A 26478-nucleotide genomic window follows, 5' to 3' on the forward strand; every position below is an offset into this window, starting at 1 on the left:
TCGTCCCTCTTTATTACGCTGGATTAGGAATATCGATAAAGGTTACGTCCAGATCGGTATTTTCATTCAGCCATTCGCTCAATGCGCGAATGCCGCCGCGTTCGGTCGCATGGTGACCAGCAGCATAAAAATGCAACCCCTGCTCGCGGGCTGAGTGAATGGTTTGCTCTGAGACTTCACCGGTGATAAAGGCATCGACACCAAACCGGGCTGCGCTATCAATGAAACTCTGACCGCCCCCTGTACACCAGGCGACGCGCTGAACTTTTTCCGGCCCGGTATCACCGCACCATAACGGTTTACGGCCTAAACGCGCTTCAATCCACGATGCCAGCTCCAGCCCCGGAACCGGCATGGAGAGTTCTCCCCATGGCACCAGCGGCTCGATTTCACCCATGACGGTGATCCCCAACAGCGCTGCCAGCTGCGCGTTATTACCCAGTTCCGGGTGAGCATCCAGCGGCAGGTGCCAGCCATACAGGTTGATATCATTTTCCAACAGCGTTTTCAGACGATGGCGCTTCATACCGCGAATAACCGGAGATTCGCCTTTCCAGAAATAACCGTGATGAACGATGACCGCATCCGCCTGCAGGCGTACCGCCTCGTCCAGTAACGCCTGACTTGCGGTCACGCCGGTCACGATTTTATGCACCGTCTCTTTGCCCTCAACCTGCAAACCATTCGGCGCATAGTCGCTAATGGCGGCGCTGTTCAGTTTGTCGTTGATCAGTTGTTCCAGTTCGGTGTTTTTCATCATCGTCCTCGTAGTCATAAATTCTGCCTGCCCAATCAGCAACACAGCTTAGGTTAAAATAGCGTTCCCGCTTGCGTTCGTCGATAGACATTTCACTGACACATCAAGAAACAATCACACCCGATTTGAACGCAATTTGCTTACCCCCACGCGATCTAATTCATGTATATTTATGCAATCAGACAGCATATTGCAAAAATAATCAGATCTGTATCAAAGTTAAAACTTTAAGGAAACACACTCGCGCAGCACGTTCAGCCTGTCGCGAGGCATTTACTTCGAGAAAATAATGAATAAACAAGCATCTCAACCACGGGCGATTTATTACGTCGTTGCGCTACAAATTTGGGAATACTTCAGTTTTTACGGCATGCGTGCATTGCTGATCCTGTATCTCACTAACCAGCTTAAGTACGACGATAATCACGCATATGAACTGTTCAGCGCCTACTGCTCGCTGGTCTACGTCACGCCCATACTTGGGGGATACCTGGCCGATAAAGTGCTCGGCAATCGAATGGCGGTGATGATCGGCGCATTTTTAATGGCAGTGGGGCATCTGGTATTGGGCGCCAGCGAAATGGACCCGGCGTTCCTTTATTTATCGCTGGCGATTATTGTCTGTGGCTACGGTCTGTTTAAATCCAACATCAGTTGCCTGTTAGGCGAGTTGTATCAGCCTGAAGACCCTCGCCGTGACGGTGGATTCTCTCTGCTCTACGCTGCCGGTAATATTGGTTCAATCATCGCGCCTATTGCCTGCGGCTACGTGCAGGAAGAGTACAGTTGGGCGATGGGCTTTGCGCTGGCGGCGATTGGCATGCTGGCGGGGCTGGTGATTTTCGTATGCGGTAATCGCCATTTCGCCCATACCACCGGCGTCAACAAGGCCGTCTTGTGTGCGAAAAAATATATGCTGCCAAACTGGGCCTGGTTGTTAGTTCTGCTGGTTGCAGCACCGCTGCTGATTACCGTTCTGTTCTGGAAAGAGTGGTCCGTTTACGCACTGATCGTTGCTACTGTTATTGGTCTGGCGGTTCTGGCGAAGATTTACCGCCAGGCGCAGACCCAGAAACAGCGCAAAGAGCTGGGGCTTATCGTTACATTGACCTTCTTCAGTCTGTTGTTCTGGGCCTTTGCTCAACAGGGCGGCAGTTCGATTAGCCTGTATATTGACCGCTTCGTTAACCGAGATATTCTGGGATATTCCGTCCCTACCGCGATGTTCCAGTCGGTTAACGCCTTTGCCGTTATGCTGTGCGGTATCGTGCTGGCCTGGGTGGTCAAAGAAAGCGTTAGCGGTAATCGTACCGTACGTATCTGGGGTAAATTTGCCCTTGGCCTCGGTTTAATGAGCGCCGGATTCTGTATTCTGACCTTGAGCGCCCGTTGGTCTGCGGCTTACGGTCACTCTTCCATGCCGCTGATGGTATTGGGGCTGGCGGTCATGGGCTTTGCCGAGCTGTTTATCGATCCGGTGGCTATGTCTCAGATTACACGTATCGAGATCCCAGGAGTGACCGGCGTATTAACGGGTATTTACATGCTGCTTTCCGGGGCCATCGCCAACTACCTGGCCGGCGTTATCGCCGATCAAACCTCACAAGGTTCGTTTGACTCAGCGGGCGCTATCAACTATTCCATCAATGCATATATTGATGTCTTTAGCGAAATAACCTGGGGCGCGCTGGCCTGTGTGGTGCTGGTACTGCTGATTTGGCTGTACCAGTCGCTGAAGTTCAGAAATCGTTCGCTGGCGGTAGAGTCCTGAGTTTACAGGCCCGATGATGTAATAAGATTCGGGCCTGTTTTTCTGGAGATTATGCATGGTTTACAGCCAAATCCGCTTCTGAAACACCGGTCACCAGTTTTACCATTTCGCGTTCGATTCCCTGTTCCAACATGGTTTGTGCTATACGTAATGCCGCTTCTTGTTTTCCTTGTTGTAGTCCTTGTTGTAGACCTTGTTGTAGACCTTCCTGTAATCCATCTAACCGTAACCGCTCTGCAATAGTCATCAGCCTCTCCTTGTGTTGGGGGATCCGTTGTGCCATCTCTTGCATAAACTCATTAAAGCGAGATTCATCGCCAGATTGTAGAATGTAATTAAACATCGCTTGTAATTGCGTGTCATTAGCGCATCCAGTAAGTAGCAGCGTGGTCAGTTGCTCTACCAGCCCCATCAAATCCCGCCGACGGATATGTTTTTGCATTAATTCCAGCAGCGCCATTCGCCTGTGAGCCATGATCTCATCATCGGGTACCACCGTTATGTCGACCAACGGAAATGCGCTGGAATAAAGTTGTCTTGCCGCCACGGAGTCGGCAAAGGCATCCAGCCAGCACAACGAGTACGGATAGGGGCTTCGGCAGCCATGATAAAACAGCATCGGTATCACCAACGGCAGTTCCTTATGCCCTGCGTCCAGATGGCGCTGCATCGCCGCCATCGCATAACGCAACAGACGAAAAGCCATATGCGGCTCGGCTGAACTTTGATGCTCTAAAACCACATAGACATAACCGTCGCCGTCGCGTGTGTGCAAAGACCAGAGCACGTCGGAGTAGCGCGAACGTAAATCCGCTTCAATAAAGCTTTCTGACTCCAGCTTCAGCGAATTCAAATCGCAAAGCGTCCGCAGTTCAGCTGGCAGGTGAATGTCGAGAAAATCCCGCGCAGTTTCGGGATGATGTAAAAACGTTTTAAACACCGCATCGTGCGGTGTGGATGTCGTTGGCGTTGGCGTTGTCATTAATTTCCGTCATCTGAATGAAGATGACAGAAATTTACTGCTGAGGGAAAACTTATGCAGCAGGGTATTCACGGTACTGAGAGCACGTTTCAGCGCTAAAAGCTCCCGGCTGCAACATGTTCATTCTGCTGGAAGGCATTACGCAAAAATCGGTCACATACTTATCCCTTGCGCGCCGCCTCATAGGCCGCCAGCGTCGCCAGTCTTGCTTGTTTATGATCGACAATCGGACGAGGATAGTTAAGCGTAACCTGCGCTTTTTCAGCCCACGTCCACGGATCATGAATGGCTTTACCCGGCACATCGCGCAGTTCCGGCAGCCACTGGCGGATAAACTCGCCGTCGCGATCAAATTTTTCGCCCTGAGTCGTGGGGTTAAAGATACGGAAATACGGTGCGGCGTCGGTCCCGGTTGAGGCCGCCCACTGCCAGCCGCCGTTATTGGCCGCCAGATCGCCATCGATCAGTTGCGACATAAAATATTGCTCGCCTTTACGCCAGTCGATCAGCAGATCTTTCACTAAAAAGCTGGCCGTAATCATGCGTAATCGATTATGCATCCAGCCCGTGGCGTTGAGCTGACGCATCGCCGCATCCACAATCGGGTATCCCGTGTTCCCTGTTTGCCAGGCATGCAAATGTGCCGGATTATTCTGCCATTGCACGCGATCGGTCCAACGGATAAACGGTTGATGCCGACACAGCGCCGGATGGTAAGTCATCAGATGACGATAAAATTCACGCCAGATAAGTTCGTTCAGCCAGACGCTGCCTTCCCCTCCTTCAAGCGCCTGCGGCTGCTCCGCGAGCAGTCGATTCAGGCACTGGCGCGGCGACAATCCCCCTGTCGCCAGGCTCGCGGATAATCGACTGGTACCGTCAACCGCGGGGAAATCACGCTGTTGCTCATATTCTCCCGCGGCCTGCTGGCAAAACTGGCGTAATTGCGCGATAGCCAGTTTTTCTTCTGCCACAAACCGCTGCGCATCAAAATCTTGCTGTGGATAGCTCAGCGTTATTGATGTTAACGGAGCGTCAAGAGCGCCGCTTTCTCTCACCTTCGGGGCGCTAACGCATTCTGGAACACCCTCTTTAATCCGCTTCAGCCAGGCATTTTTAAACGGTGTAAAGACTTTATACATCTCGTGATTGCCGGTCATGACCGCCCCCGGAGTCAGGATCACGCTATCGTCAAACCCTTCACACACCACATGGGGTAATGCCTTCTCAACGGCAACATCACGCTGACGTTCGTTTACTTCGTATTGATAGTTATAAAACAATCGGCTGACGCTATGCTGTGCGCAGACGTTTTTGACGGTTTCCACGCTGGTCGCAAAATCTGCAACTTCATCAAACAGAAGCGGGATGCCTTTTTCCGCCAGCGCCGCCTGCAACGCATTCAACTGCGCACTCACAAATGCCGCCTGACGTGGGGCCATTTCGTGCGCCTTCCACTGCTCAGGAGTAGAGATATATAGCGCGATGACCTGCGCAGTACGATCCCGACAAGCCGCCGCCAGCGCGAGGTTGTCATGCAGACGTAAATCACGTCGAAACCAGACCAGATGGGTGGTCATAATACTCCCGGATATAAATTAATCATTGCCACTCGTTATCTATTACACCGACAAGTGTAGACGTCGGCGCATAAAAAAAACCGCCACATTACTGTGAGCGGTTTTCTTGAGCAAGAACGATAACTTAGTAGAAATCGCAGGTGGCTTTTTCAGCCTGCTCCATCCACACCGGTTTATCACTGGTTTTAGACCAGACGCGGTGCAGGTAGCTGTAAAAACGAGCGCGGTCTTTCCAGAACAGCATGACCGGTAGCGCCAGCACGCCCGCCACTACGGCAAAGGTACGGCGCAAGAAAACAATGTGTGCTGGATATTCTTTATAAAAGTCCATAATCCTCTCCCATATATCTGTTCGGTGAATAGCACCGGAAAAATAAACTTGGTTAACTGATGAAAATAATACCGCCTTGTGTGTAATTTTGCTACTCATCCGACCACTTATTTTTATCTATTGATGCTCCGTTTAGCTTAAAACTGTAATTAAGTTACATAAAAGTTAAATTAATACTAACCATTAGTTAAATAATGGTTTTTGCCATTTTTATACTTTTTTTACACCCCACCCGCTGATTTTTGCGAAATCTTTGCAAGCAAAAACCTACGCTCTGGTTATCACATTTATGCCACTGGAGGTGCACTGTGAGTGCAGGCGTGATAACCGGCATTGTGCTGGTCTTTTTATTATTAGGTTACCTGGTCTATGCCCTGATCAATGCGGAGGCGTTCTGATGGCGGCCCAAGGATTTTTACTCATTGCCAGTTTCTTGCTGGTGCTATTTGTCATCGCCAGACCGTTGGGATTTGGGCTGGCTCGACTGATCAACAATACGCCCCTGCCGGGTCTGGTTGGCGCGGAGCATCTACTCTGGCGCGGTCTGGGCATCTCGCAGCAGGAGATGAACTGGCGGCAGTATCTGCTGGCTATCCTTGCTCTCAATGCGCTGGGCCTGCTGGTCCTGTTTTCGATGCTGATGGCGCAAAACCTGCTACCGTTAAATCCCCAACAACTGCCAGGGCTTTCGTGGGATCTGGCGCTCAACACGGCGGTGAGTTTTGTCACTAATACCAACTGGCAATCCTATGCTGGCGAAACCACCTTAAGCTATTTCAGCCAGATGGCCGGGTTGACCGTGCAGAATTTCCTGTCTGCGGCGACCGGAATTGCGGTGATTTTTGCCCTGACCCGCGCTTTCACACGCCAGAGTATGAACACGCTGGGCAACGCCTGGGTCGATCTGGTTCGCATTACGCTGTGGATCCTCGTCCCTATTGCGTTGCTCATTGCCCTGTTCTTCATTCAGCAAGGTACGTTGCAAAACATATTGCCTTATCAGCCCATCACCACCCTTGAAGGGGTGAAACAGCTGCTGCCAATGGGGCCAGTCGCCTCACAGGAAGCGATTAAGATGCTCGGCACTAACGGAGGGGGATTCTTTAACGCTAACTCATCGCATCCGTTTGAAAACCCAACCGCACTGACCAATCTGGTACAGATGCTGGCTATTTTCTTAATTCCCACTGCGCTGTGTTTTGCCTTTGGTGATGTAGTGGGCGATCGTCGTCAGGGGCGGACCTTACTGTGGGCCATGTCACTGATTTTTGCAGTCTGCGTTGCCGTCGTGATGTGGGCCGAAGTTCAGGGCAACCCGCACCTGATGGCATTCGGTGCCGACAGCAATATCAACATGGAGGGCAAGGAGAGCCGCTTTGGCGTGCTGGCCACGAGTCTCTTTTCCGTCGTCACCACAGCAGCATCCTGCGGGGCTGTCGATGCGATGCATGACTCCTTTACCGCACTGGGCGGCATGGTACCTATGTGGCTGATGCAGATTGGTGAAGTGGTCTTCGGCGGTGTGGGTTCAGGTCTGTACGGCATGCTGCTGTTCGTGCTGCTGGCGGTATTTATCGCCGGGTTAATGATTGGCCGTACGCCGGAGTATCTCGGTAAGAAAATCGACGTGCGCGAAATGAAAATGACCGCGCTGGCGATTCTGGTCACCCCTACGCTGGTCCTGCTCGGTACAGCGATCGCCATGATGAGCGAAACCGGGCGCAGCGCCATGCTTAACCCAGGTCCTCACGGCTTTAGTGAAGTCCTGTATGCCGTGTCGTCTGCCTCGAACAACAACGGTAGCGCCTTTGCCGGATTAAGCGCCAATAGCCCGTTCTGGAACTGCCTGCTGGCCCTGTGCATGTTCTTCGGTCGCTTCGGCGTGATCATCCCCGTGATGGCTATTGCCGGGTCGCTGGTCAGTAAAAAGATCCAGCCAGCAAGCCCAGGCACGCTACCTACCCACGGCGCGCTGTTTGTCGGGTTGTTAATCGGTACGGTGTTACTGGTTGGCGCTCTCACCTTTGTTCCTGCCCTGGCGCTTGGCCCGGTCGCAGAATACCTGTCATTACACTGAGTGATGCGGAGCACATTACTATGAGTCGCAAGCAACTGGCGCTGTTCGAACCCTCTCTGGTCGCACAGGCGCTGATGGACGCCGTGAAAAAATTAAGCCCACATACCCAGTGGCGTAACCCGGTGATGTTTATCGTCTGGCTGGGCAGTTTGTTAACGACCCTGTTAACGGTGGCGATGGCAACAGGTCATATGCAGGGCAGCCCGTGGTTTACCGGCGCGATAAGCCTGTGGCTGTGGATTACCGTTCTGTTCGCCAACTTCGCTGAGGCGCTGGCGGAAGGTCGCAGTAAAGCTCAGGCTAATAGCCTAAAGGGAGTCAAAAAAACCGCCTTCGCCCGCAAACTTCGCGAACCCAAATACGGCGCGGCAATGGATCACGTTCCTGCCGATGATTTACGGAAAGGGGATATCGTGCTGGTGGAAGCTGGCGATATTATCCCATGTGACGGCGAGGTCATTGAAGGTGGTGCATCAGTAGATGAAAGTGCCATTACCGGTGAATCCGCGCCTGTGATTCGTGAATCCGGTGGCGATTTCGCCTCCGTCACCGGCGGGACCCGCATCCTCTCCGACTGGCTGGTTATCGAATGCAGCGTAAACCCCGGTGAAACGTTCCTCGACCGGATGATCGCCATGGTTGAAGGCGCGCAGCGGCGTAAAACGCCCAATGAAATCGCCCTGACGATCCTGCTGATTGCCCTGACCATTATCTTTTTGCTGGCGACTGCCACGCTATGGCCGTTTTCCGCCTGGGGTGGTAGTGCGGTCAGCATCACGGTGCTGGTTGCCTTGTTGGTGTGTTTGATCCCTACGACGATAGGTGGACTGCTCTCAGCGATTGGTGTCGCCGGGATGAGCCGCATGCTGGGCGCGAATGTCATCGCTACCAGCGGACGTGCAGTAGAGGCGGCAGGTGACGTAGACGTACTGCTGCTGGATAAAACCGGCACCATTACGCTGGGTAACCGTCAGGCTTCAGATTTTCTGCCCGCCCACGGCGTGGACGAAAAAACGCTGGCCGACGCCGCACAGCTTTCATCGCTGGCCGATGAAACGCCGGAAGGCCGCAGCATCGTGATCCTGGCAAAACAGCGCTTTAATCTGCGTATTCGCGACGTGCAATCTCTGCACGCTACCTTTGTGCCGTTTACCGCCCAAAGCCGGATGAGCGGCATCAACATCGACAACCGAATGATCCGCAAAGGCTCGGTCGATGCCATTCGTCGGCACGTTGAAGCCAACGGCGGCCACTTTCCCGCCGATGTGGAGCAGAAGGTCGAAAGCGTCGCTCGCCTTGGCGCAACGCCGCTGGTGGTTGCCGAAGGCCCCCACGTACTGGGCGTGATTGCGCTGAAAGATATTGTGAAAGGCGGGATCAAAGAACGTTTTGCTCAACTGCGCAAAATGGGGATTAAAACGGTGATGATCACCGGCGATAACCGCCTGACCGCTGCCGCGATCGCCGCTGAGGCCGGAGTGGATGACTTCTTAGCTGAAGCCACGCCGGAAGCCAAGCTGGCGCTGATTCGTCAGTATCAAGCGGAAGGTCGTCTGGTGGCGATGACCGGCGACGGAACCAATGACGCTCCTGCCCTGGCGCAGGCCGACGTTGCGGTCGCCATGAACTCTGGAACCCAGGCAGCGAAAGAAGCAGGTAACATGGTGGATCTCGACTCCAACCCCACCAAACTGATTGAAGTAGTGCACATTGGTAAACAAATGCTGATGACGCGCGGTTCGCTGACCACTTTCAGTATTGCCAACGACGTCGCGAAGTATTTCGCTATTATCCCGGCCGCATTCGCCGCCACCTATCCACAGCTCAATGCGCTGAACGTGATGGGACTGCATTCGCCAGACTCGGCAATCCTCAGCGCGGTTATCTTTAACGCGCTGGTTATCGTCTTTCTAATCCCGCTGGCGCTAAAAGGCGTGAGCTACAAACCTTTGTCCGCATCCGCGATGTTGCGCCGCAATTTGTGGATCTATGGTCTGGGCGGTTTGGTTGTGCCGTTTATCGGTATCAAAGCGATTGATTTACTGCTGACCCTGCTGGGTCTGGTGTGAGGTTTCAGATGAGTGGATTACGTCCTGCATTATCAACATTGATTTTCCTGATGCTTATCACCGGCGGGGCTTACCCGTTGCTGACGACTGCGCTGGGGCAGTGGTGGTTTCCCCACCAGGCTAACGGTTCGCTTCTTAGCGAAGGTCAGATTGTTCGCGGCTCTGAGCTCATCGGGCAACATTTTACCGCTGCCGGTTATTTTCAGGGGCGTCCGTCTGCCACAGCTGAAATGCCCTATAATCCAATGGCTTCAGGCGGCAGTAATCTGGCAGCCAGCAACCCGGAACTGGATAAACAGCTGCAAAGCCGGATTGCCGCACTGCGTGCCGCCAACCCGCAGGCCAGTCCTGCCGTCCCGGTAGAGCTGGTAACGGCTTCTTCCAGCGGGCTGGATAACAACCTGACGCCAGCCGCGGTGGCCTGGCAAATTCCCCGCGTGGCGCAGGCTCGCAACCTCAGCGTTGAAGAGGTTACGCGGTTGGTTGCACAATATACGCACAAGCCGTTGGTCAGTTTTATCGGTCAGCCGGTGGTGAACCTGGTGGAACTTAATTTAGCGCTGGATAAGCACTGAGAAAAAGGACATGCATAACGAACCCTTACGCCCCGACCCCGATCGCCTGCTGGAGCAGACCACGGCCCCGCACCGGGGAAAACTGAAAATTTTCTTCGGTGCCTGTGCTGGCGTCGGCAAAACCTGGGCCATGCTGGCAGAGGCCCAGCGACTGCGGGCGCAAGGGTTAGATGTGCTGATTGGCGTGGTTGAAACCCATGGACGCAAAGAGACCGCCGCGCTGTTGGACGGCCTCAGCATCCTGCCGCTAAAGCGACAGGCGCGTCACGGCCGCCATATCAATGAGTTCGATCTCGACGCGGCGCTGGCCCGCCGTCCGGCGCTCATTTTGATGGATGAACTGGCGCACAGTAATGCGCCAGGCTCACGGCATCCTAAGCGCTGGCAGGACATTGAAGAGCTGCTGGAAGCCGGGATTGATGTCTTTACTACCGTTAACGTGCAGCATCTGGAAAGTCTCAATGACGTGGTCAGCGGCGTTACCGGCATTCAGGTTCGTGAAACCGTACCCGACCCTTTTTTCGATGCCGCCGACGATGTGGTGCTGGTCGATCTCCCCCCCGACGATTTGCGCCAGCGCCTGAACGAAGGCAAGGTTTATATCGCCGGTCAGGCAGAAAGAGCAATTGAGCATTTCTTTCGCAAAGGTAATCTGATCGCGCTACGTGAACTTGCCCTGCGCCGCACGGCTGATCGGGTAGACGATCAGATGCGCGCCTGGCGAGGACGTCCGGGAGAGGAGAAAGTCTGGCATACCCGCGACGCTATTTTACTGTGCATTGGGCACAATACCGGCAGCGAAAAACTGGTACGCGCCGCCGCACGTCTGGCGGCGCGTCTCGGCAGCGTCTGGCATGCGGTGTATGTCGAAACGCCCGCGCTGCATCGACTACCCGAAAAACAACGCCGCGCAATTTTAAGCGCTCTGCGGCTGGCTCAAGAGTTAGGCGCAGAAACAGCCACCCTTTCCGACCCCGCCGAAGACAAAGCGGTCATCCACTATGCCCGTGAGCATAATCTGGGAAAAATTGTGCTCGGGCGTCCGACTACCCGTCGCTGGTGGCGTAGCGATTCCTTTGCCGACAAACTCGCTCATCGCGCACCGGATCTCGACCTGATGATTGTTGCGCTCGATGAGCCCCCTTCACGCCCTGTGCTGCAAACGGCAGATAGCCGCACCTTTAAGGATAAATGGCGGGTACAAATTCAGGGTTGTGTAGTTGCCGTTGCGCTGTGCGCCATCATTACGCTAATCGCCATGCAGTGGCTAATGGCCTTTGACGCCGCCAACCTGGTGATGATCTATTTATTGGGTGTGGTGGTTATCGCACTCTTTTACGGACGCTGGCCGTCAGTGCTGGCAACCTTTATTAACGTCGCCAGCTTCGATCTCTTCTTTATTGCCCCACGCGGGACGCTGGCCGTTTCAGACGTTCAGTACCTGCTCACCTTTGCCGTAATGCTAACGGTAGGGCTGGTTATTGGTAATCTGACCGCCGGGGTGCGTTATCAGGCGCGGGTTGCGCGTTATCGTGAACAGCGTACGCGTCATTTGTATGAGATGTCGAAAGCGCTGGCCGTCGGTCGGAGTCAGATGGATATCGCCGCCACCAGTGAACAGTTTATCGCTTCAACGTTTCAGGCCCGCAGCCAGGTTTTACTGCCCGGTGAGAACGGCAAGCTGGCCCCGCTCACCCATCAACAGGGCATGACGCCGTGGGATGACGCCATTGCCCAATGGAGCTTTGACAAAGGGCAACCGGCCGGTGCAGGCACCGACACGTTACCGGGCGTGCCATATCAGATTTTACCGTTAAAAAGCGCCGATAAAACGCATGGGCTGCTGGTGGTCGAACCGGGAAATTTACGCCAGCTTATGATCCCCGAACAGCAACGCCTGCTGGAAACCTTCACTCTACTGGTAGCCAGTGCGCTGGAGCGCCTGACGCTGACCGCCAGCGAAGAGCAGGCGCGGTTTGCCAGCGAGCGCGAAAGCATTCGCAACGCCCTGCTCGCTGCTCTGTCCCACGATTTGCGCACGCCGTTGACGGTGTTGTTCGGTCAGGCGGAAATCTTAACACTGGATCTGGCCAGCGAGGGATCGCCGCACGCGCGCCAGGCCAGTGAGATTCGCCAGCACGTTCTGAATACTACCCGACTGGTTAATAACCTGCTGGATATGGCGCGAATTCAGTCTGGCGGCTTTAATCTTAAGAAGGAGTGGTTAACGCTGGAAGAGGTGGTCGGCAGCGCCCTGCAGATGCTGGAGCCCGGTCTCTCTGCCCCAATAAATCTGTCGTTACCTGAACCGTTAACACTGATTCACGTCGATGGTCCGCTCTTTGAACGGGTGCTGATTAATCTGCTGGAAAACGCCGTCAAATACGCGGGGCCACAGGCGCAAATCGGTATTGATGCCAGCGTCGATGGCGCACATCTGCAACTGGACGTCTGGGATAATGGGCCGGGTATTCCGTCGGGTATGGAACAGCGCGTTTTTGACAAATTTTCCCGGGGGAATAAAGAGTCATCGGTGCCCGGCGTTGGGCTGGGGCTGGCAATTTGTCAGGCTATTGTGGACGTGCACGGCGGTACTATTTCGGTCCACAATCGCGCGCAGGGAGGAGCCTGTTTTCGTGTTACACTGCCCCAAGAAATCCCCCCTGAACTTGAAGATTTTCATGAGGATATGTGACGAACGTACTGATTGTTGAAGATGAACATGCCATTCGCCGCTTTCTGCGCACTGCGCTGGAAGCCGATGGCCTGCGTGTATATGAAGCGGAAACGCTGCAACGTGGTCTGTTGGAAGCCGCCACGCGAAAACCCGATCTCATCATTCTCGATCTCGGCCTGCCGGACGGCGACGGCATTGATTTTATTCGCGACCTGCGACAATGGAGCGCGATTCCGGTGATTGTGCTTTCAGCCCGCAGTGAGGAAAGCGATAAAATTGCTGCGCTGGATGCCGGTGCCGATGACTATCTCAGTAAACCCTTTGGTATTGGCGAGCTACAGGCGAGATTGCGCGTGGCATTGCGTCGCCACGCCAGCGGTGCGTCTCCCGAACCGGTGGTACATTTTTCCAACGTCAAAGTGGATATTGCCGCGCGCCTCGTTCACCGTGGTGACGAGGAAATTCATTTGACGCCGATTGAGTTTCGTCTGTTAGCGGTTCTGCTAAATAATGCCGGGAAGGTACTGACGCAACGCCAGTTGTTAAATCAGGTTTGGGGACCAAACGCCGTCGAACATAGTCACTATCTACGTATTTATATGGGACACCTGCGCCAGAAGCTGGAACTGGACCCGGCCCGTCCGCGTCATTTTCTGACCGAAACCGGAATTGGCTATCGGTTTATGCCGTGAATTCTTATTCATTTTTTCTGATTAATTAATAAATATATTTTTCATTACTCATTCCACTGCATAATACTTATTATGCAGCCAGTAGAATATTGTAAAAAAAATAATAAAATACAAATAAATAACATATAAACAACAAAACAGCATCTTGTCTCGTACTATGCATAAATGGCGACTAAATATTTTATAAACGATCGTTTTTTATTGATCTTCTTCACAGTTCATAGCCATTTCCTGGATAAAATACCCGCACCTTCCACTTATCCAGTAAAGGTAACTAAAATGGAAAATAATAGCCGTACAATGCCACATATAAGGCGAACAACGCATATTATGATGTTTGCCCACCGCAACAGTTTCGACTTTCATTTCTTTAATGCCCGTTAGTCTTCCGACTAAGGGCACTCAAGTATACAGGTCTTCCTGACTCTCTGTATCGCAAGCTAACGCCTGTATCCGCAGTGCTCTCCCTGCATAACCCTGTATTACCTGTGACCGGACCGGTTAGGGTTTATTGCATCTTCAAAAAAGCAATTTACTGATTTATTTATCAGCGGTATGACTTTGCTTTTTTTTTCCGGAGTTATCAATTTCTCATTTGAGAAATTGAGGACCTGCTATTACCTAAAAATAAAGAGATGAAAATGTCAGAATTAAAAATTGCCGTAAGCCGTTCCTGTCCTGATTGTTTTTCTACGCAGCGTTCTTGCGTAAATATCGATGAAAGTAATTTTATTGATGTTGCTGCTATCGTATTATCCATCAATGATATTGAACGTGGAAAACTCGATGAAATTGACGCCACCGGCTATGGGATTCCTGTTTTTATCGCCACCGAAAATGAAGAACGTGTTCCATCTGAACATCTGCCGCGCATCTCAGGTGTATTCGAATGTAATGAAGCCCGTACCGCCTTTTATGGCCGGCAGTTAGAAACCGCCGCCAGCCATTATGAAACGCAGTTACGTCCGCCGTTCTTCCGTGCGCTTGTCGACTATGTCAATCAGGGCAACAGCGCCTTTGATTGTCCTGGTCATCAGGGAGGCGAGTTTTTCCGTCGCCATCCTGCGGGTAATCAGTTTGTCGAATATTTCGGCGAAACACTTTTCCGCTCCGATTTGTGTAATGCCGATGTCGCAATGGGTGATCTGCTGATTCACGAAGGCGCTCCTTGCATCGCACAACAGCACGCAGCTAAAGTTTTCAACGCGGATAAGACCTACTTTGTACTGAACGGGACCTCCTCATCGAACAAAGTGGTGCTTAACGCATTGCTCACCCCAGGCGATCTGGTGTTATTCGACCGCAACAACCACAAGTCAAACCACCACGGCGCGTTATTGCAGGCCGGGGCAACGCCGGTATATCTGGAAACCGCGCGTAACCCGTACGGCTTTATCGGCGGGATCGACGCGCACTGCTTTGAAGAAGGCTATCTACGTGAACAGGTGAGTGAAGTTGCGCCACAACGTTCGAAAGATGAGCGTCCGTTCCGTCTGGCCGTGATTCAGTTAGGTACCTACGACGGCACAATCTATAACGCCCGTCAGGTGGTGGATAAGATCGGTCATCTGTGCGACTACATCCTTTTTGACTCCGCGTGGGTTGGCTATGAGCAGTTTATTCCGATGATGGCCGATTGCTCTCCGCTGTTGCTGGATCTTAACGAAAATGACCCCGGCATTCTGGTCACCCAGTCAGTGCACAAACAACAGGCAGGCTTCTCTCAGACTTCGCAGATCCACAAAAAAGACAGCCATATTAAAGGCCAGTCTCGCTACGTGCCTCATAAACGAATGAATAACGCGTTCATGATGCACGCCTCCACCAGCCCGTTCTATCCGCTCTTTGCCGCGCTGGACATCAACGCCAAAATGCATGAAGGCGTCAGCGGGCGCAACATGTGGATGGACTGTGTCGTCAACGGAATTGATACTCGTAAGTTGATCCTGGAAAACTGCCACCATATCCGCCCGTTCGTGCCGGAGATAGTAGAGGGTAAACCGTGGCAGGCTTATCCCACCGCTGAAATCGCCAGCGACCTGCGTTTCTTCCATTTTGTTCCCGGTGAACACTGGCATGCCTTTGAAGGGTATGCCGAACACCAGTACTTTGTGGATCCATGCAAATTGCTGCTCACCACTCCGGGTATTAATGCGCGTAACGGCGAATACGATACCTTCGGCGTTCCGGCTACCATTCTGGCTAACTTCCTGCGCGAAAATGGTGTGGTGCCCGAAAAATGCGACCTCAACTCCATCCTGTTCCTGCTGACCCCCGCAGAAGATATGGCGAAGTTGCAGCAGCTTGTCGCCCTGCTGGTACGTTTCGAAAAACTGCTGGAAGCCGATGCCCCGCTAGCCGAGGTTCTGCCTTCGATCTACAAGCAGCATGAAGCCCGTTACGCCGGTTACACCCTGCGCCAACTGTGCCAGGAGATGCACGATTTGTATGCGCGTCACAACGTGAAGCAGCTCCAGAAAGAGATGTTCCGTAAGGCACATTTCCCGCGCGTCAGCATGAATCCCCAGGATGCCAATTATGCATATCTGCGTGGTGAAGTTGAACTGGTGCGTCTGCCGGACACTGAAGGTCGCATCGCGGCAGAAGGCGCGCTGCCTTATCCTCCGGGCGTACTGTGTGTGGTTCCGGGTGAAATCTGGGGCGGTTCAGTATTACGTTACTTCAGCGCACTGGAAGAAGGAATCAATTTGCTACCGGGTTTTGCGCCTGAACTCCAGGGTGTCTACATCGAAGAACACGACGGTCGTAAACAGGTGTGGTGCTACGTGATTAAGCAACAAAGCGCGCAACACGCTCTGTTGAAAGGGGAAATGTTATGAGCAAAGCCAAATCCAACAAAATGGGCGTCGTCCAGCTCACTATCCTGACCATGGTTAATATGATGGGATCCGGAATCATCATGTTGCCCACCAAGCTTGCAGAAGTCGGTACCATCTCGATCATCTCGTGGCTGGTGACTGCTGTCGGTTCAATGGCGCTGGCCTGGGCCTTCGCAAAATGCGGTATGTTCAGCCGTAAATCCGGTGGTATGGGGGGTTACGCTGAATACGCCTTTGGCAAATCCGGTAACTTTATGGCGAACTACACTTATGGCGTTTCGCTGTTAATCGCCAACGTGGCTATCGCCATCTCCGCCGTTGGCTACGGTACCGAGCTGTTTGGCGCCACACTGACACCGGTGCAGATTGGCCTGGCAACCATTGGTGTACTGTGGATCTGTACCGTGGCTAACTTTGGCGGGGCGCGCATTACCGGGCAGATCAGCAGCATCACCGTTTGGGGCGTCATTATTCCGGTTGTCGGTCTGTGTATCATCGGCTGGTTCTGGTTCAGTCCGACGCTGTACGCTAACTCCTGGAATCCACACCACGTCCCGTTCTTCACGGCTGTCGGTTCTTCCATTGCGATGACCTTGTGGGCTTTTCTGGGTCTGGAATCGGCCTGCGCCAACGCTGAAGTGGTAGACAACCCGGAACGCAACGTGCCCATCGCCGTATTGGGCGGTACGCTGGGCGCGGCGGTGATTTACATCATCTCCACCAACGTGATAGCCGGGATTGTGCCGAATATGGATCTGGCTAACTCTACAGCACCGTTCGGTTTAGCCTTTGCACAAATGTTCACCCCGGAAGTCGGTAAGGTGATCATGGCGCTGATGGTGATGTCCTGCTGCGGTTCACTGCTGGGCTGGCAGTTCACTATCGCTCAGGTATTCAAATCGTCGGCTGATGGGGGTTACTTCCCTAAAATCTTCTCCCGCGTGACCAAAGTAGACGCGCCGGTACAGGGGATGCTGGCTATCGTGATCATCCAGAGTGGTTTATCGCTGATGACTATCAGCCCGTCACTGAACAGTCAGTTCAACGTGCTGGTCAACCTGGCGGTGGTGACGAACATCATTCCGTATATTCTGTCGATGGCCGCGCTGGTAATTATTCAAAAAATGGCGAATGTTCCGTCGTCAAAAGCGAAACCGGCGAACTTCGTGGCGTTTGTTGGCGCATTGTACAGCTTCTATGCGCTCTACTCCTCTGGCGAAGAAGCAATGCTTTATGGTTCTATCGTGACCTTCCTCGGCTGGACGCTGTATGGCCTGGTATCACCGCGTTTTGAACTGAAAAATAAGCATAGTTAAATCCTGGCATAAAAAAGCCCGGTAGCGCTAACGCTTACCGGGCCTACAAAACGCGTCAGTACAAACAAGACTTACGCGTTTTTCAGCACTTCGCTGACAATCTCAACGGCTTCTTTTTCGATCTGCTTGCGATGTTCTTCACCAAGGAAGCTCTCGCAGTAGATTTTATAGGCGTCTTCAGTACCTGACGGACGCGCAGCAAACCAGCCGTTGTCAGTCATCACCTTCAGACCGCCGATAGAAGCACCGTTACCCGGTGCCGCCGTCAGACGTGCCGTGATCGGGTCGCCCGCCAGCGTGCTGGCACTCACCATTTCCGGAGACAGCTTAGACAGGGCCGCTTTCTGCGCGGAGGTCGCGCTTGCCTGCAGTCGGTTGTAGCTTGGCGCGCCGAAGCGGGCTGCCAGTTCGTTGTAGTGCTCTTGCGGATTCTTACCGGTCACTGCGGTAATTTCTGCCGCCAGCAGGCACATGATGATGCCGTCTTTGTCGGTCGACCACGGTGTACCGTCAAAGCGCAGGAAAGAAGCGCCCGCGCTCTCTTCACCACCAAAGCCAAAGCTGCCGTCAAACAGACCGTCAACGAACCATTTAAAGCCAACCGGAACTTCGACCAGTTTACGCCCTAAATCATTCACTACGCGGTCAATCATCGCCGAAGAGACCAGCGTCTTACCGACGGCAACGTCTTTGCCCCACTGCGGACGATGCTGGAACAGGTAGTTGATCGCCACTGCCAGGTAGTGGTTCGGATTCATCAGGCCCGCCGGGGTGACGATACCGTGACGGTCATAGTCCGGATCGTTGGCAAAGGCCAGATCGAACTTGTCACGCAGCGCCAACAGTCCCGCCATCGCGCACTCGGAGGAGCAGTCCATACGGATTGCGCCATCTTTGTCGAGATGCATAAAGCGGAAAGTCTGATCAACGTGATCGTTAACGATAGTCAGGTTCAGGTTGTAGTGCTTGGCAATACGCTTCCAGTATTCGATACCGGAACCGCCAAGCGGATCGACGCCCAGCGTCAGGCCCGCTTTCTGGATCGCCGCCATGTCGACGATGTCGGCCAGTCCTTCAACAAACGGCTGAACCAGGTCCTGCTCTTTTACATGACCAGATGCCAGCGCAGCATCCAGCGACATACGCTTCACGCCTTGCAGGCCGTCAGCCAGCAGAGCGTTAGCCCTGTCTTCCACCACTTTGGTGACGTTAGTATCTGCCGGACCACCGTTTGGCGGGTTGTATTTAATGCCACCATCTTCCGGCGGGTTGTGGGATGGCGTGATCACAATGCCGTCAGCCAGCGGGCCGCCTTTTTTGTTGTGGACCAGGATAGCATTCGACACGGCAGGGGTTGGCGTAAAGCCGTTATTTTCCTGCACGATGACGTCCACGCCGTTCGCTGCCAGCACTTCCAGTACAGAGATAAAAGCCGGTTCAGACAGCGCGTGGGTATCCTTGCCCACGTAGCACGGGCCAGTGATCCCGTTTTTCGCACGTTCTTCAGCAATCGCCTGAGCGATAGCCAGAATATGCGGCTCGTTAAAACTATGACGACCTGCACTGCCGCGATGTCCGGACGTACCGAACTTGACGGCGTGCTCAGCGTTCCCTGCCGTTGGTTTCAGTACATAGTACTGTGCCGTCAGTTGGGCGACGTTAATCAAATCACTCTGTTGCGCAGGTTGACCTGCACGGTTGTGGATTGCCATTGCCTGGTCCTTCTAATGCAAGGATTAAATTGTTCCGCAAACCTTTTCAATCAATTCCGCAGGGAATTGCATTGACTGCATGATGTGCTCAACCATGCTGCATTTACGGCCGGTATTGGTATTGGTGATCACCCAGTACGGCGTGCCTGGCACGTGTTTTGGTTTAGTTTGATTACCATTTTTCAGCAGCGTCTGTTCATCTGCTGCAAAATAAACGCGCGTACGACCATGCAACGATTCCGTTGCTTCGGCGAACGCGTTTTGATCCAGTGAATAGAGTGTAGACAGCACCAGCATAAAGCGATTTACTGCTTTCTTCTGCTCCGCATATTCGTCGGACAGCAGCAGTTCACGCATCGCGCGCACTTTATCTTTTACGGGGTTAACCGGCTTCGCTTCCACGACAGCTTGCACAGCGCGGACTTCTTTTACTACCGGAGTGACAGGCTGTGATGCGGCGGAAAACTTCAACATACGCCGTAAAATGTCGGATGCGCTCTCGCCGATATGCTTGGTGTGGCTGGCAATATAGCTATAGAGTTCATCATCAACTTCAATCGTTTTCATCTTAATCCAGTGCAGTGTTTAGCTGAATACAAGTTGTTGGGGTCAACACGCGTAGTGTAAAGGCAAATCCCAACAGCGGATAGCGTCAAGCCTGGTGGCTGGCAAAACTCAGAGTAACCGTAGTTGTTGCAGCCATGTGGCAGAATGGTCAACATGATACCCTAACCCGTGAGTGTGAAAAAAAGAACTTTGCCATGAAATTGAATATCCGAGCGCAATCTGCGCAAAACCTGCACAATAATTCTCCCATCGTCCTGGTGCACGGCCTGTTTGGCAGTCTGGATAACCTGGGGATCCTGGCGCGCGATCTGGTGGCCGATCACGATATCATCCAGGTTGATATGCGAAATCATGGCCTCTCCCCGCGTTCACCTGTGATGAATTATCCGGCCATGGCGCAAGACCTGCTGGATACGCTGGACGATCAACAGATCGAAAAAGCGATCTTTATTGGTCACTCAATGGGGGGTAAAGCCGTCATGGCGTTAACCGCGCTGGCCCCGGAACGTGTCGAACGGTTGGTAGCCATCGACATTGCCCCCGTTGACTATCATGTTCGCCGTCACGATGAGATTTTTGCTGCCATTAACGCAGTAACTGACGCGCAGTCCTCTTCGCGTCAGCAGGCGGCGAGCGTCATGCGCCAGCATCTGCAAGAGGAAGGCGTGATCCAGTTTCTGCTCAAATCCTTCGTGGACGGCGAATGGCGCTTTAATGTTCCCGTGCTGTGGGAGCAATATCCTCATATTGTCGGCTGGGAGACCATCCCGGCGTGGGAACACCCGGCGCTGTTTATCCCCGGTGGCAACTCACCTTATGTTACCGAAGCGTATCGCGAACAATTGCTGGCGCAATTCCCGCAGGCTCGGGCGCACGTTATTGCAGGCGCGGGCCATTGGGTGCATGCGGAAAAACCGGAGGCGGTACTGCGCGCCATCCGTCGTTATCTGAGCGAACAGGCTAACTGATTAAAAACTCAGCGTCTGCGCGTGATTACGCGCGTGGGCGTTGGCGTGTCTCCCCTGCTGATGTATTATGGCGGGCTATCCATCCGGGCAGACGCCTGGCTGATTGTTTCCCCGAAGTCACCAAGATCATGGCCAAAGAACAAACGGACCGTACGACATTAGATCTGTTCGCGCAGGAGCGTCGCCCGGGACGACCCAAAACTAATCCGCTCTCGCGTGATGAACAGTTACGTATTAACAAACGTAATCAGCTTAAACGCGATAAAGTTCGCGGGCTTAAGCGTGTCGAACTGAAACTGAACGCTGATGCTGTTGACGCTCTGAACGAGCTGGCCGAGGCGCGCAACATGAGTCGCAGTGAACTCATCGAAGAGATGCTGATGAACCAACTCAGCGCATTGCGCGGTCAGGCTTAGTCTGAATTTCTGCTCTAAATCATAAATCGTGTAGCACAGAGTGCAGTCCTGCGTGTTTGCTGTTTCCGCATGCCTGACTGTTCTGCTATGATTGCCCTTATCCGTGGGCAATGCGCCACCACCATTTCAATAAGTTTCAAGAGGTTATTTTACTCATGGCAATCACTGGCATCTTTTTCGGCAGCGACACCGGTAACACCGAAAACATCGCAAAAATGATTCAAAAACAGCTTGGTAAAGACGTTGCCGATGTACATGACATTGCAAAAAGCAGCAAAGAAGACCTCGAAGGGTATGACATTTTGCTGCTCGGCATTCCAACCTGGTACTACGGTGAAGCGCAGTGTGACTGGGACGATTTCTTCCCTACCCTCGAAGACATTGATTTTAACGGCAAACTGGTTGCATTGTTCGGCTGCGGCGACCAGGAAGATTACGCAGAATATTTCTGCGATGCGTTGGGTACAATTCGCGACATCATCGAACCACGCGGCGCAACCATCGTTGGTCACTGGCCAACGGCGGGTTATCACTTTGAAGCGTCCAAAGGCCTGGCGGACGACGACCACTTTGTGGGTCTGGCCATTGATGAAGATCGCCAGCCTGAATTGACCGCCGAACGCGTAGAAAAATGGGTTAAGCAGATCTCTGAGGAGCTGCACCTCGACGAAATCATCAATGCCTGATTTTGTGTGGCGCAGATTTCCATCTGCGCCACATCAATAGATAAAACCAATCAAAATAATTGCTACAAATTTGTAACTTTTTCGTCTGACCCTGTACAATGCCCGGATGCCAATCGGGTATTGCACAGTGTGTTTGTCGGCGATACCACGTTTTGATTAACAATATATGCCAGAGACTTGCAGTTTTCATTTAGCCATGGCAGTTCTATAATGAATCGCATTATCTCAAGTGCAATTTCTGTCACTTCTGTTAATGAAGTGAATCGTTTAGCTACAGGACAGATTCCGCATGACTGACAACAATACCGCATTAAAGAAGGCTGGCCTGAAAGTAACGCTTCCTCGTTTAAAAATTCTGGAAGTTCTTCAGGAACCGGATAACCATCACGTCAGTGCGGAAGACTTATACAAACGTCTGATCGATATGGGTGAAGAAATTGGTCTGGCGACCGTGTATCGCGTGCTGAACCAGTTTGATGATGCCGGTATCGTGACCCGCCATAATTTTGAAGGTGGTAAATCCGTCTTCGAACTGACTCAACAGCATCATCACGATCACCTCATCTGCCTCGACTGCGGCAAAGTGGTCGAGTTCAGCGATGATTCCATCGAGGCGCGCCAGCGTGAGATTGCGGCTAAACATGGTATTCGTTTAACCAACCATAGCCTCTATCTTTACGGTCACTGCGCCGAAGGCGATTGCCGCGAAGATGAGCATGCTCACGACGGTAAATAATGTGATGCTTTCTGAAAAGCCAACCATTCGGTTGGCTTTTTTTATGGGCGTTATCACCCCTTTTCCCCTTCCCTCCACTCCTGTGTTGCTTTAATGTAAAATCTATAGTCCCTTCCCGGAGAGTCGAAATGGAACTTCGCCAGCTACGCTATTTTGTTCGCATTGTAGAAACCGGCAGCATGGGTAGCGCGGCGCTCGATCTCAATATTGGGGTTTCGGCACTCAGCCAGCAAATGTCCCGCCTGGAAAACGAACTCGCTATTCGCCTGCTGCAGCGCACCTCGCGTGGCGTTACGCCCACCAGCGCCGGACTGGCTTTTTACTCCCAGGCGCAGCTGGCGCTCCGCCACGCAGACGATGCAATCCTCGCCGCGCGAGAGTCCCGGCTTTCCGGGCACGTCAGCGTCGGTATGGCCCCCAGTACCGCTTCCGTTCTCGGCATGCCTTTTATTAACGCCATGCGGGAAAGCTATAGTGATGTCCGCCTGCATGTGGTGGAAAGCCTCTCTGGCAACCTGGAACGGATGATTAATACCCGCCAGATTGATCTGGCCGTGGTATTTCAAAAAGAAAAGCTCCTGCGCTGGAGCGCCAGACCGATTCTCGAAGAGCGCCTGTTTTTGATTGGGACTCATGCCTTACTGGCCGATATTGCCGATGAAAATATTGCGCCAGCCCAGTTGGCAAGTATCCCATTGATAATGCCCAGCCCAGGCCACGGTCTGCGCGGCAGGCTGGAAGCAATTTGTCAGGAACACGCACTGCGCATTGAGATCTCCACAGAAATTGATGGTCTGGCGCTGCTAATGCGCGCCGTTCGCAGTGGAATCGGCGCTACTCTCCAGCCCGGCGCGGCGATTTCCCATCTCGATAAAGAGACGCTAAGAGTGATCGGCGTCCATAATCCAATACTGAGTCGCCCCAACTTTCTGGTCAGCCTTTCTGATGATGAGCTCACCCCCGCGGGCCTCGCCGCCCGCGTGGTGCTAACGAAAGTGATGCATCAACTGGTGGAAGCAGGAAGCTGGCCAGGCGCCATCCTTTACAATAACTAAAGCCCTCTTTAGCACTTCGTCATAGCGCCCGCACAAGCTGCACGTATACATTTCAATTACAAATTTAACAATTAGTTAAATGGTAATGGAGTATACGATGGTTGATGTTCTGGTGATTGGCGGTGGCAATGCCGCGTTATGTGCTGCCCTAACCGCCCGGGAGCAAGGAGCTTCGGTACTCCTGCTCGAAGCGGCTCCACGGGAATGGCGCGGGGGAAATTCTCAACACACACGTAATCTGCGCTGTATGCATGACGCGCCGCAGGATGTGCTGGTGGAAAGCTATCCTGAAGAGGAGTTCTGGCAGGATTTGCGGCGCGTCACCGAGGGAAATACTAACGAAGCCCTGGCGCGTCTGGTGATCCGCACCTCTTCACAATGCCGCGACTGGATGCGCCAACACGGCGTTAATTTTCAACCTCCTCTCTCCGGTGCTTTACACGTAGCGCGAACCAACGCCTTTTTTATGGGGGGCGGGAAAGCCCTCGTGAATGCCTATTATCGCAGCGCAGAAAAGTTAGGCGTGCAAATCCGCTATAACACACCAGTGCAGGCGCTTGAACTGCATAATGGTGAGTTTGTGGCAGCGCTGGCAGGCGAAGAGCGCATAACCGCTAAGTCCTGCGTGCTTGCCGCTGGCGGATTTGAGTCAAACCGCGAATGGCTGCGCGAAGCCTGGGGAGAGAACGCCCGCGGCGAGTGGCCTGCGGATAACTTCCTGATTCGCGGCACGCGCTTTAATCAGGGCGTACTGCTTAAATTTATGATGGATGCCGGGGCGGACATCATCGGCGAACCCTCCCAGTCACACTGCGTAGCCATTGATGCCAGAGCGCCATTATATGACGGCGGGATTTGCACCCGCGTGGACTGCGTTTCACTCGGCATAGTAGTCAACCGTGACGCAGAACGTTTTTATGATGAAGGCGAAGATTTCTGGCCCAAACGCTACGCCATCTGGGGACGCCTGGTCGCCCAACAGCCAGGGCAGATTGGCTATTCCATTATCGACAGTAAAGCCATCGGCCACTTTATGCCACCGGTATTCCCCGGCGCACAGGCGAATACGCTGGCGGAGTTGGCGCATCAGTTGGGGCTGGATACCGAACGCTTTACCCACACCGTGACGGCGTACAACAACGCCTGCCAGCCAGGTCAGTTCGACCATACCATCCTGGACAACTGCGCGACGAAGAAGTTAACCCCCGCGAAAACACACTGGGCGCGACCGCTGGACCAGCCACCTTACTACGGCTATGCCCTGCGGCCAGGAATCACCTTCACCTATCTTGGGTTAAAAGTGAACGAACGCGCTGCCGTACACTTTGCCGGGCAGCCAAGCCGCAACCTGTTCGTCGCCGGAGAGATGATGGCGGGCAACGTGTTGGGCAAGGGTTACACCGCTGGCGTGGGCATGTCGATCGGGACAACCTTTGGCCGCATTGCCGGAAAAGAAGCCGCGCTGGCAGCACGTAAGGAGGCACGTCATGAAGCAGCTTGAGAAACTGATCATCGAAGCACAAATTATCACCGAGCCGGAAGCAGAAGTTGAACGTGTGATGCAGGTCTGTAACGCCTGCCGCTATTGTGAAGGTTTTTGCGCCGTGTTCCCGGCAATGACTCAGCGCCTGGAATTCGGTAAAGCGGATATCAATTATCTGGCTAACTTGTGCCATAACTGCGGCGCCTGCCTGCACGCGTGTCAGTATGCCCCACCTCATGAATTTGCCATCAACGTACCGAAGGCGATGGCGGAAGTGCGGCTCGAAACCTATCAGCACTACGCGCAACCCGCCGCCTTTGGCGCGCTTTATCGTCGCGCAGGCATCACCGTGACGCTGGCACTGGTTTTCGGTCTGATCCTGTTTTTACTCCTCGCCATGAGTTTAAAGGGCTCGTTATTCCATCCTCCGCTGGCCGGGGATTTTTATCAGATTTTCCCGCATAACCTGCTCGCATGGATGTTTGGTTCGGTATTTATTCTGGCGATAGGTCTGCTGATGGCGGGCGTTCTGCGCTTCTGGCGCAAAATCTCTCCGGGTGTACCGCGTTCCGCCGAAATTGCTGAAGCCTCACACAATGCGCTGACGCTGAAGTATCTCGATGGTGGGCATGGCAAAGGTTGTAACGAAGCAGATGATGCCTTCACCCTGATGCGCCGCCGTTTCCATCACTTCACCTTCTACGGTTTTATGCTCTGCTTTGCCGCCACCGTGGTGGCAACGGGCTATCACTACTTTGCAGGTATAGAAGCGCCCTATCCGTTCTTCAGCGTTCCGGTAATGCTAGGCACGTTGGGCGGCATTGGACTGGTTGTCGGCCCGGCTGGCTTGCTATGGCTCAATTTTAAGCGCTCACCGCTGCATGGCGACGCACGGCAAAAACCGATGGATCGCGGTTTTATTTTGCTGCTGCTCCTGACCAGTCTGACCGGTTTAGCGCTGCTGGCGGGAAGAGACACGTCCTGGATGGCTATTTTGCTCGCCATTCACCTCGGCGTGGTCATGGCGCTCTTTCTGACCATTCCTTATGGAAAATTTGCCCACGGATTTTACCGCTGCGCAGCCTTACTCAAGTGGGCGATTGAGAAACGGCGCGGCAAACAGGCGGGGGTCGCAGGCGACTAACCCGCAAACTCTTACCTCTATAAATATTATGATAAGACAGTGGA

The 26478-nt window shown here is 53.2% G+C and carries 24 protein-coding genes; 18 read left to right on the top strand and 6 right to left on the bottom strand.

Annotated elements, in window-relative coordinates:
• Window positions 1–13: 13 nt before the first annotated feature.
• Complete coding sequence (gene ybgI / locus GFC06_RS20815) at window positions 14–757, bottom strand: radiation resistance protein YbgI (protein ID WP_016152273.1); 744 nt, start codon at window positions 755–757, stop codon at window positions 14–16.
• A gap of 289 nt (window positions 758–1046) precedes the next feature.
• Here ybgI and dtpD point away from each other — a divergent pair, with 289 nt between their 5' ends.
• Window positions 1047–2528 carry a dipeptide permease DtpD gene (dtpD, locus tag GFC06_RS20820; RefSeq protein WP_049281833.1) on the top strand — a complete coding sequence of 494 codons (1482 nt, stop codon included), beginning with the start codon at window positions 1047–1049 and terminating at the stop codon, window positions 2526–2528.
• Window positions 2529–2577: 49 nt separating this feature from the next.
• Here the strand turns inward: dtpD and GFC06_RS20825 are convergent, their stop codons facing one another.
• From GFC06_RS20825 to GFC06_RS20835, 3 genes are all read right to left on the bottom strand, one after another.
• Window positions 2578–3510, bottom strand: coding sequence for an Rpn family recombination-promoting nuclease/putative transposase (locus GFC06_RS20825; protein WP_153690609.1), 933 nt, complete (start codon window positions 3508–3510; stop codon window positions 2578–2580).
• A gap of 161 nt (window positions 3511–3671) precedes the next feature.
• Window positions 3672–5090: a deoxyribodipyrimidine photo-lyase gene (phrB, locus tag GFC06_RS20830; protein ID WP_153690610.1), complete on the bottom strand. Its 1419-nt coding sequence runs from the start codon at window positions 5088–5090 to the stop codon at window positions 3672–3674.
• Between the two features lie 124 nt (window positions 5091–5214).
• Window positions 5215–5421, bottom strand: coding sequence for a YbfA family protein (locus tag GFC06_RS20835; protein WP_003022870.1), 207 nt, complete (start codon window positions 5419–5421; stop codon window positions 5215–5217).
• 308 nt (window positions 5422–5729) lie between these two features.
• Between GFC06_RS20835 and kdpF the strand changes: the two genes are divergently transcribed.
• The 9 genes from kdpF (at window position 5730) to potE (ending at window position 17667) form a co-directional block, all read left to right on the top strand.
• Window positions 5730–5819 carry a K(+)-transporting ATPase subunit F gene (gene kdpF, locus GFC06_RS20840; RefSeq protein ID WP_001670793.1) on the top strand — a complete coding sequence of 30 codons (90 nt, stop codon included), beginning with the start codon at window positions 5730–5732 and terminating at the stop codon, window positions 5817–5819.
• The gene (kdpA, locus tag GFC06_RS20845; protein ID WP_115190822.1) at window positions 5819–7498 is read left to right on the top strand and encodes a potassium-transporting ATPase subunit KdpA; all 1680 of its coding nucleotides are present in this window, start codon (window positions 5819–5821) and stop codon (window positions 7496–7498) included. Before kdpF ends, kdpA begins: the two co-directional genes overlap by 1 nt.
• Before the next feature lie 20 nt (window positions 7499–7518).
• Window positions 7519–9567, top strand: coding sequence for a potassium-transporting ATPase subunit KdpB (gene kdpB / locus GFC06_RS20850; RefSeq protein WP_153690611.1), 2049 nt, complete (start codon window positions 7519–7521; stop codon window positions 9565–9567).
• An 8-nt stretch (window positions 9568–9575) separates the two neighbouring features.
• On the top strand, window positions 9576–10142 hold the full coding sequence (gene kdpC, locus GFC06_RS20855) for a potassium-transporting ATPase subunit KdpC (protein WP_046274706.1): 567 nt from the start codon (window positions 9576–9578) through the stop codon (window positions 10140–10142).
• 10 nt (window positions 10143–10152) lie between these two features.
• Window positions 10153–12837, top strand: a complete 2685-nt coding sequence (kdpD, locus tag GFC06_RS20860; RefSeq protein ID WP_153690612.1) for a two-component system sensor histidine kinase KdpD — start codon at window positions 10153–10155, stop codon at window positions 12835–12837.
• On the top strand, window positions 12834–13511 hold the full coding sequence (kdpE, locus tag GFC06_RS20865; protein ID WP_016152265.1) for a two-component system response regulator KdpE: 678 nt from the start codon (window positions 12834–12836) through the stop codon (window positions 13509–13511). The genes kdpD and kdpE overlap by 4 nt, the downstream gene beginning before the upstream one ends.
• A gap of 279 nt (window positions 13512–13790) precedes the next feature.
• A complete protein-coding gene (gene speFL, locus GFC06_RS20870; protein WP_114149115.1) occupies window positions 13791–13895 on the top strand; it encodes a leader peptide SpeFL in 105 nt (34 codons plus the stop codon).
• Window positions 13896–14152: 257 nt separating this feature from the next.
• Complete coding sequence (gene speF, locus GFC06_RS20875; protein ID WP_153690613.1) at window positions 14153–16351, top strand: ornithine decarboxylase SpeF; 2199 nt, start codon at window positions 14153–14155, stop codon at window positions 16349–16351.
• The gene (gene potE, locus GFC06_RS20880) at window positions 16348–17667 is read left to right on the top strand and encodes a putrescine-ornithine antiporter (protein ID WP_016155987.1); all 1320 of its coding nucleotides are present in this window, start codon (window positions 16348–16350) and stop codon (window positions 17665–17667) included. Before speF ends, potE begins: the two co-directional genes overlap by 4 nt.
• A gap of 71 nt (window positions 17668–17738) precedes the next feature.
• Here potE and pgm read toward each other — a convergent pair whose 3' ends face one another.
• A complete protein-coding gene (gene pgm / locus GFC06_RS20885) occupies window positions 17739–19379 on the bottom strand; it encodes a phosphoglucomutase (alpha-D-glucose-1,6-bisphosphate-dependent) (RefSeq protein WP_016152262.1) in 1641 nt (546 codons plus the stop codon).
• Between the two features lie 24 nt (window positions 19380–19403).
• On the bottom strand, window positions 19404–19946 hold the full coding sequence (gene seqA / locus GFC06_RS20890) for a replication initiation negative regulator SeqA (protein WP_016152261.1): 543 nt from the start codon (window positions 19944–19946) through the stop codon (window positions 19404–19406).
• Window positions 19947–20140: 194 nt separating this feature from the next.
• On the opposite strand from seqA, the gene ybfF reads away from it, so the two are divergent.
• From ybfF to tcuB, 8 genes are all read left to right on the top strand, one after another.
• The gene (gene ybfF, locus GFC06_RS20895; RefSeq protein ID WP_032947058.1) at window positions 20141–20914 is read left to right on the top strand and encodes an esterase; all 774 of its coding nucleotides are present in this window, start codon (window positions 20141–20143) and stop codon (window positions 20912–20914) included.
• A 128-nt stretch (window positions 20915–21042) separates the two neighbouring features.
• Window positions 21043–21330, top strand: a complete 288-nt coding sequence (ybfE, locus tag GFC06_RS20900; RefSeq protein WP_003022842.1) for a LexA regulated protein — start codon at window positions 21043–21045, stop codon at window positions 21328–21330.
• A gap of 155 nt (window positions 21331–21485) precedes the next feature.
• Entirely contained in the window at window positions 21486–22016 is a 531-nt protein-coding gene (fldA, locus tag GFC06_RS20905; protein WP_003022839.1) for a flavodoxin FldA, read from the top strand.
• 210 nt (window positions 22017–22226) lie between these two features.
• Window positions 22227–22313 (top strand): ryhB-regulated fur leader peptide, encoded by an 87-nt coding sequence (locus tag GFC06_RS20910; RefSeq protein ID WP_049259739.1) that lies wholly within the window; start codon window positions 22227–22229, stop codon window positions 22311–22313.
• Window positions 22306–22752 carry a ferric iron uptake transcriptional regulator gene (gene fur, locus GFC06_RS20915; RefSeq protein ID WP_003022836.1) on the top strand — a complete coding sequence of 149 codons (447 nt, stop codon included), beginning with the start codon at window positions 22306–22308 and terminating at the stop codon, window positions 22750–22752. The genes GFC06_RS20910 and fur overlap by 8 nt, the downstream gene beginning before the upstream one ends.
• 128 nt (window positions 22753–22880) lie before the next feature.
• Window positions 22881–23807, top strand: a complete 927-nt coding sequence (gene tcuR, locus GFC06_RS20920; RefSeq protein ID WP_049281838.1) for a tricarballylate utilization LysR family transcriptional regulator TcuR — start codon at window positions 22881–22883, stop codon at window positions 23805–23807.
• A gap of 97 nt (window positions 23808–23904) precedes the next feature.
• Window positions 23905–25308 (top strand): FAD-dependent tricarballylate dehydrogenase TcuA, encoded by a 1404-nt coding sequence (gene tcuA, locus GFC06_RS20925; protein ID WP_047415161.1) that lies wholly within the window; start codon window positions 23905–23907, stop codon window positions 25306–25308.
• On the top strand, window positions 25295–26434 hold the full coding sequence (gene tcuB / locus GFC06_RS20930) for a tricarballylate utilization 4Fe-4S protein TcuB (protein ID WP_103766026.1): 1140 nt from the start codon (window positions 25295–25297) through the stop codon (window positions 26432–26434). Before tcuA ends, tcuB begins: the two co-directional genes overlap by 14 nt.
• Window positions 26435–26478: the final 44 nt, after the last annotated feature.

The sequence above is a fragment of the Citrobacter braakii genome (assembly GCF_009648935.1).
GTDB classification, from domain to species: domain Bacteria; phylum Pseudomonadota; class Gammaproteobacteria; order Enterobacterales; family Enterobacteriaceae; genus Citrobacter; species Citrobacter braakii.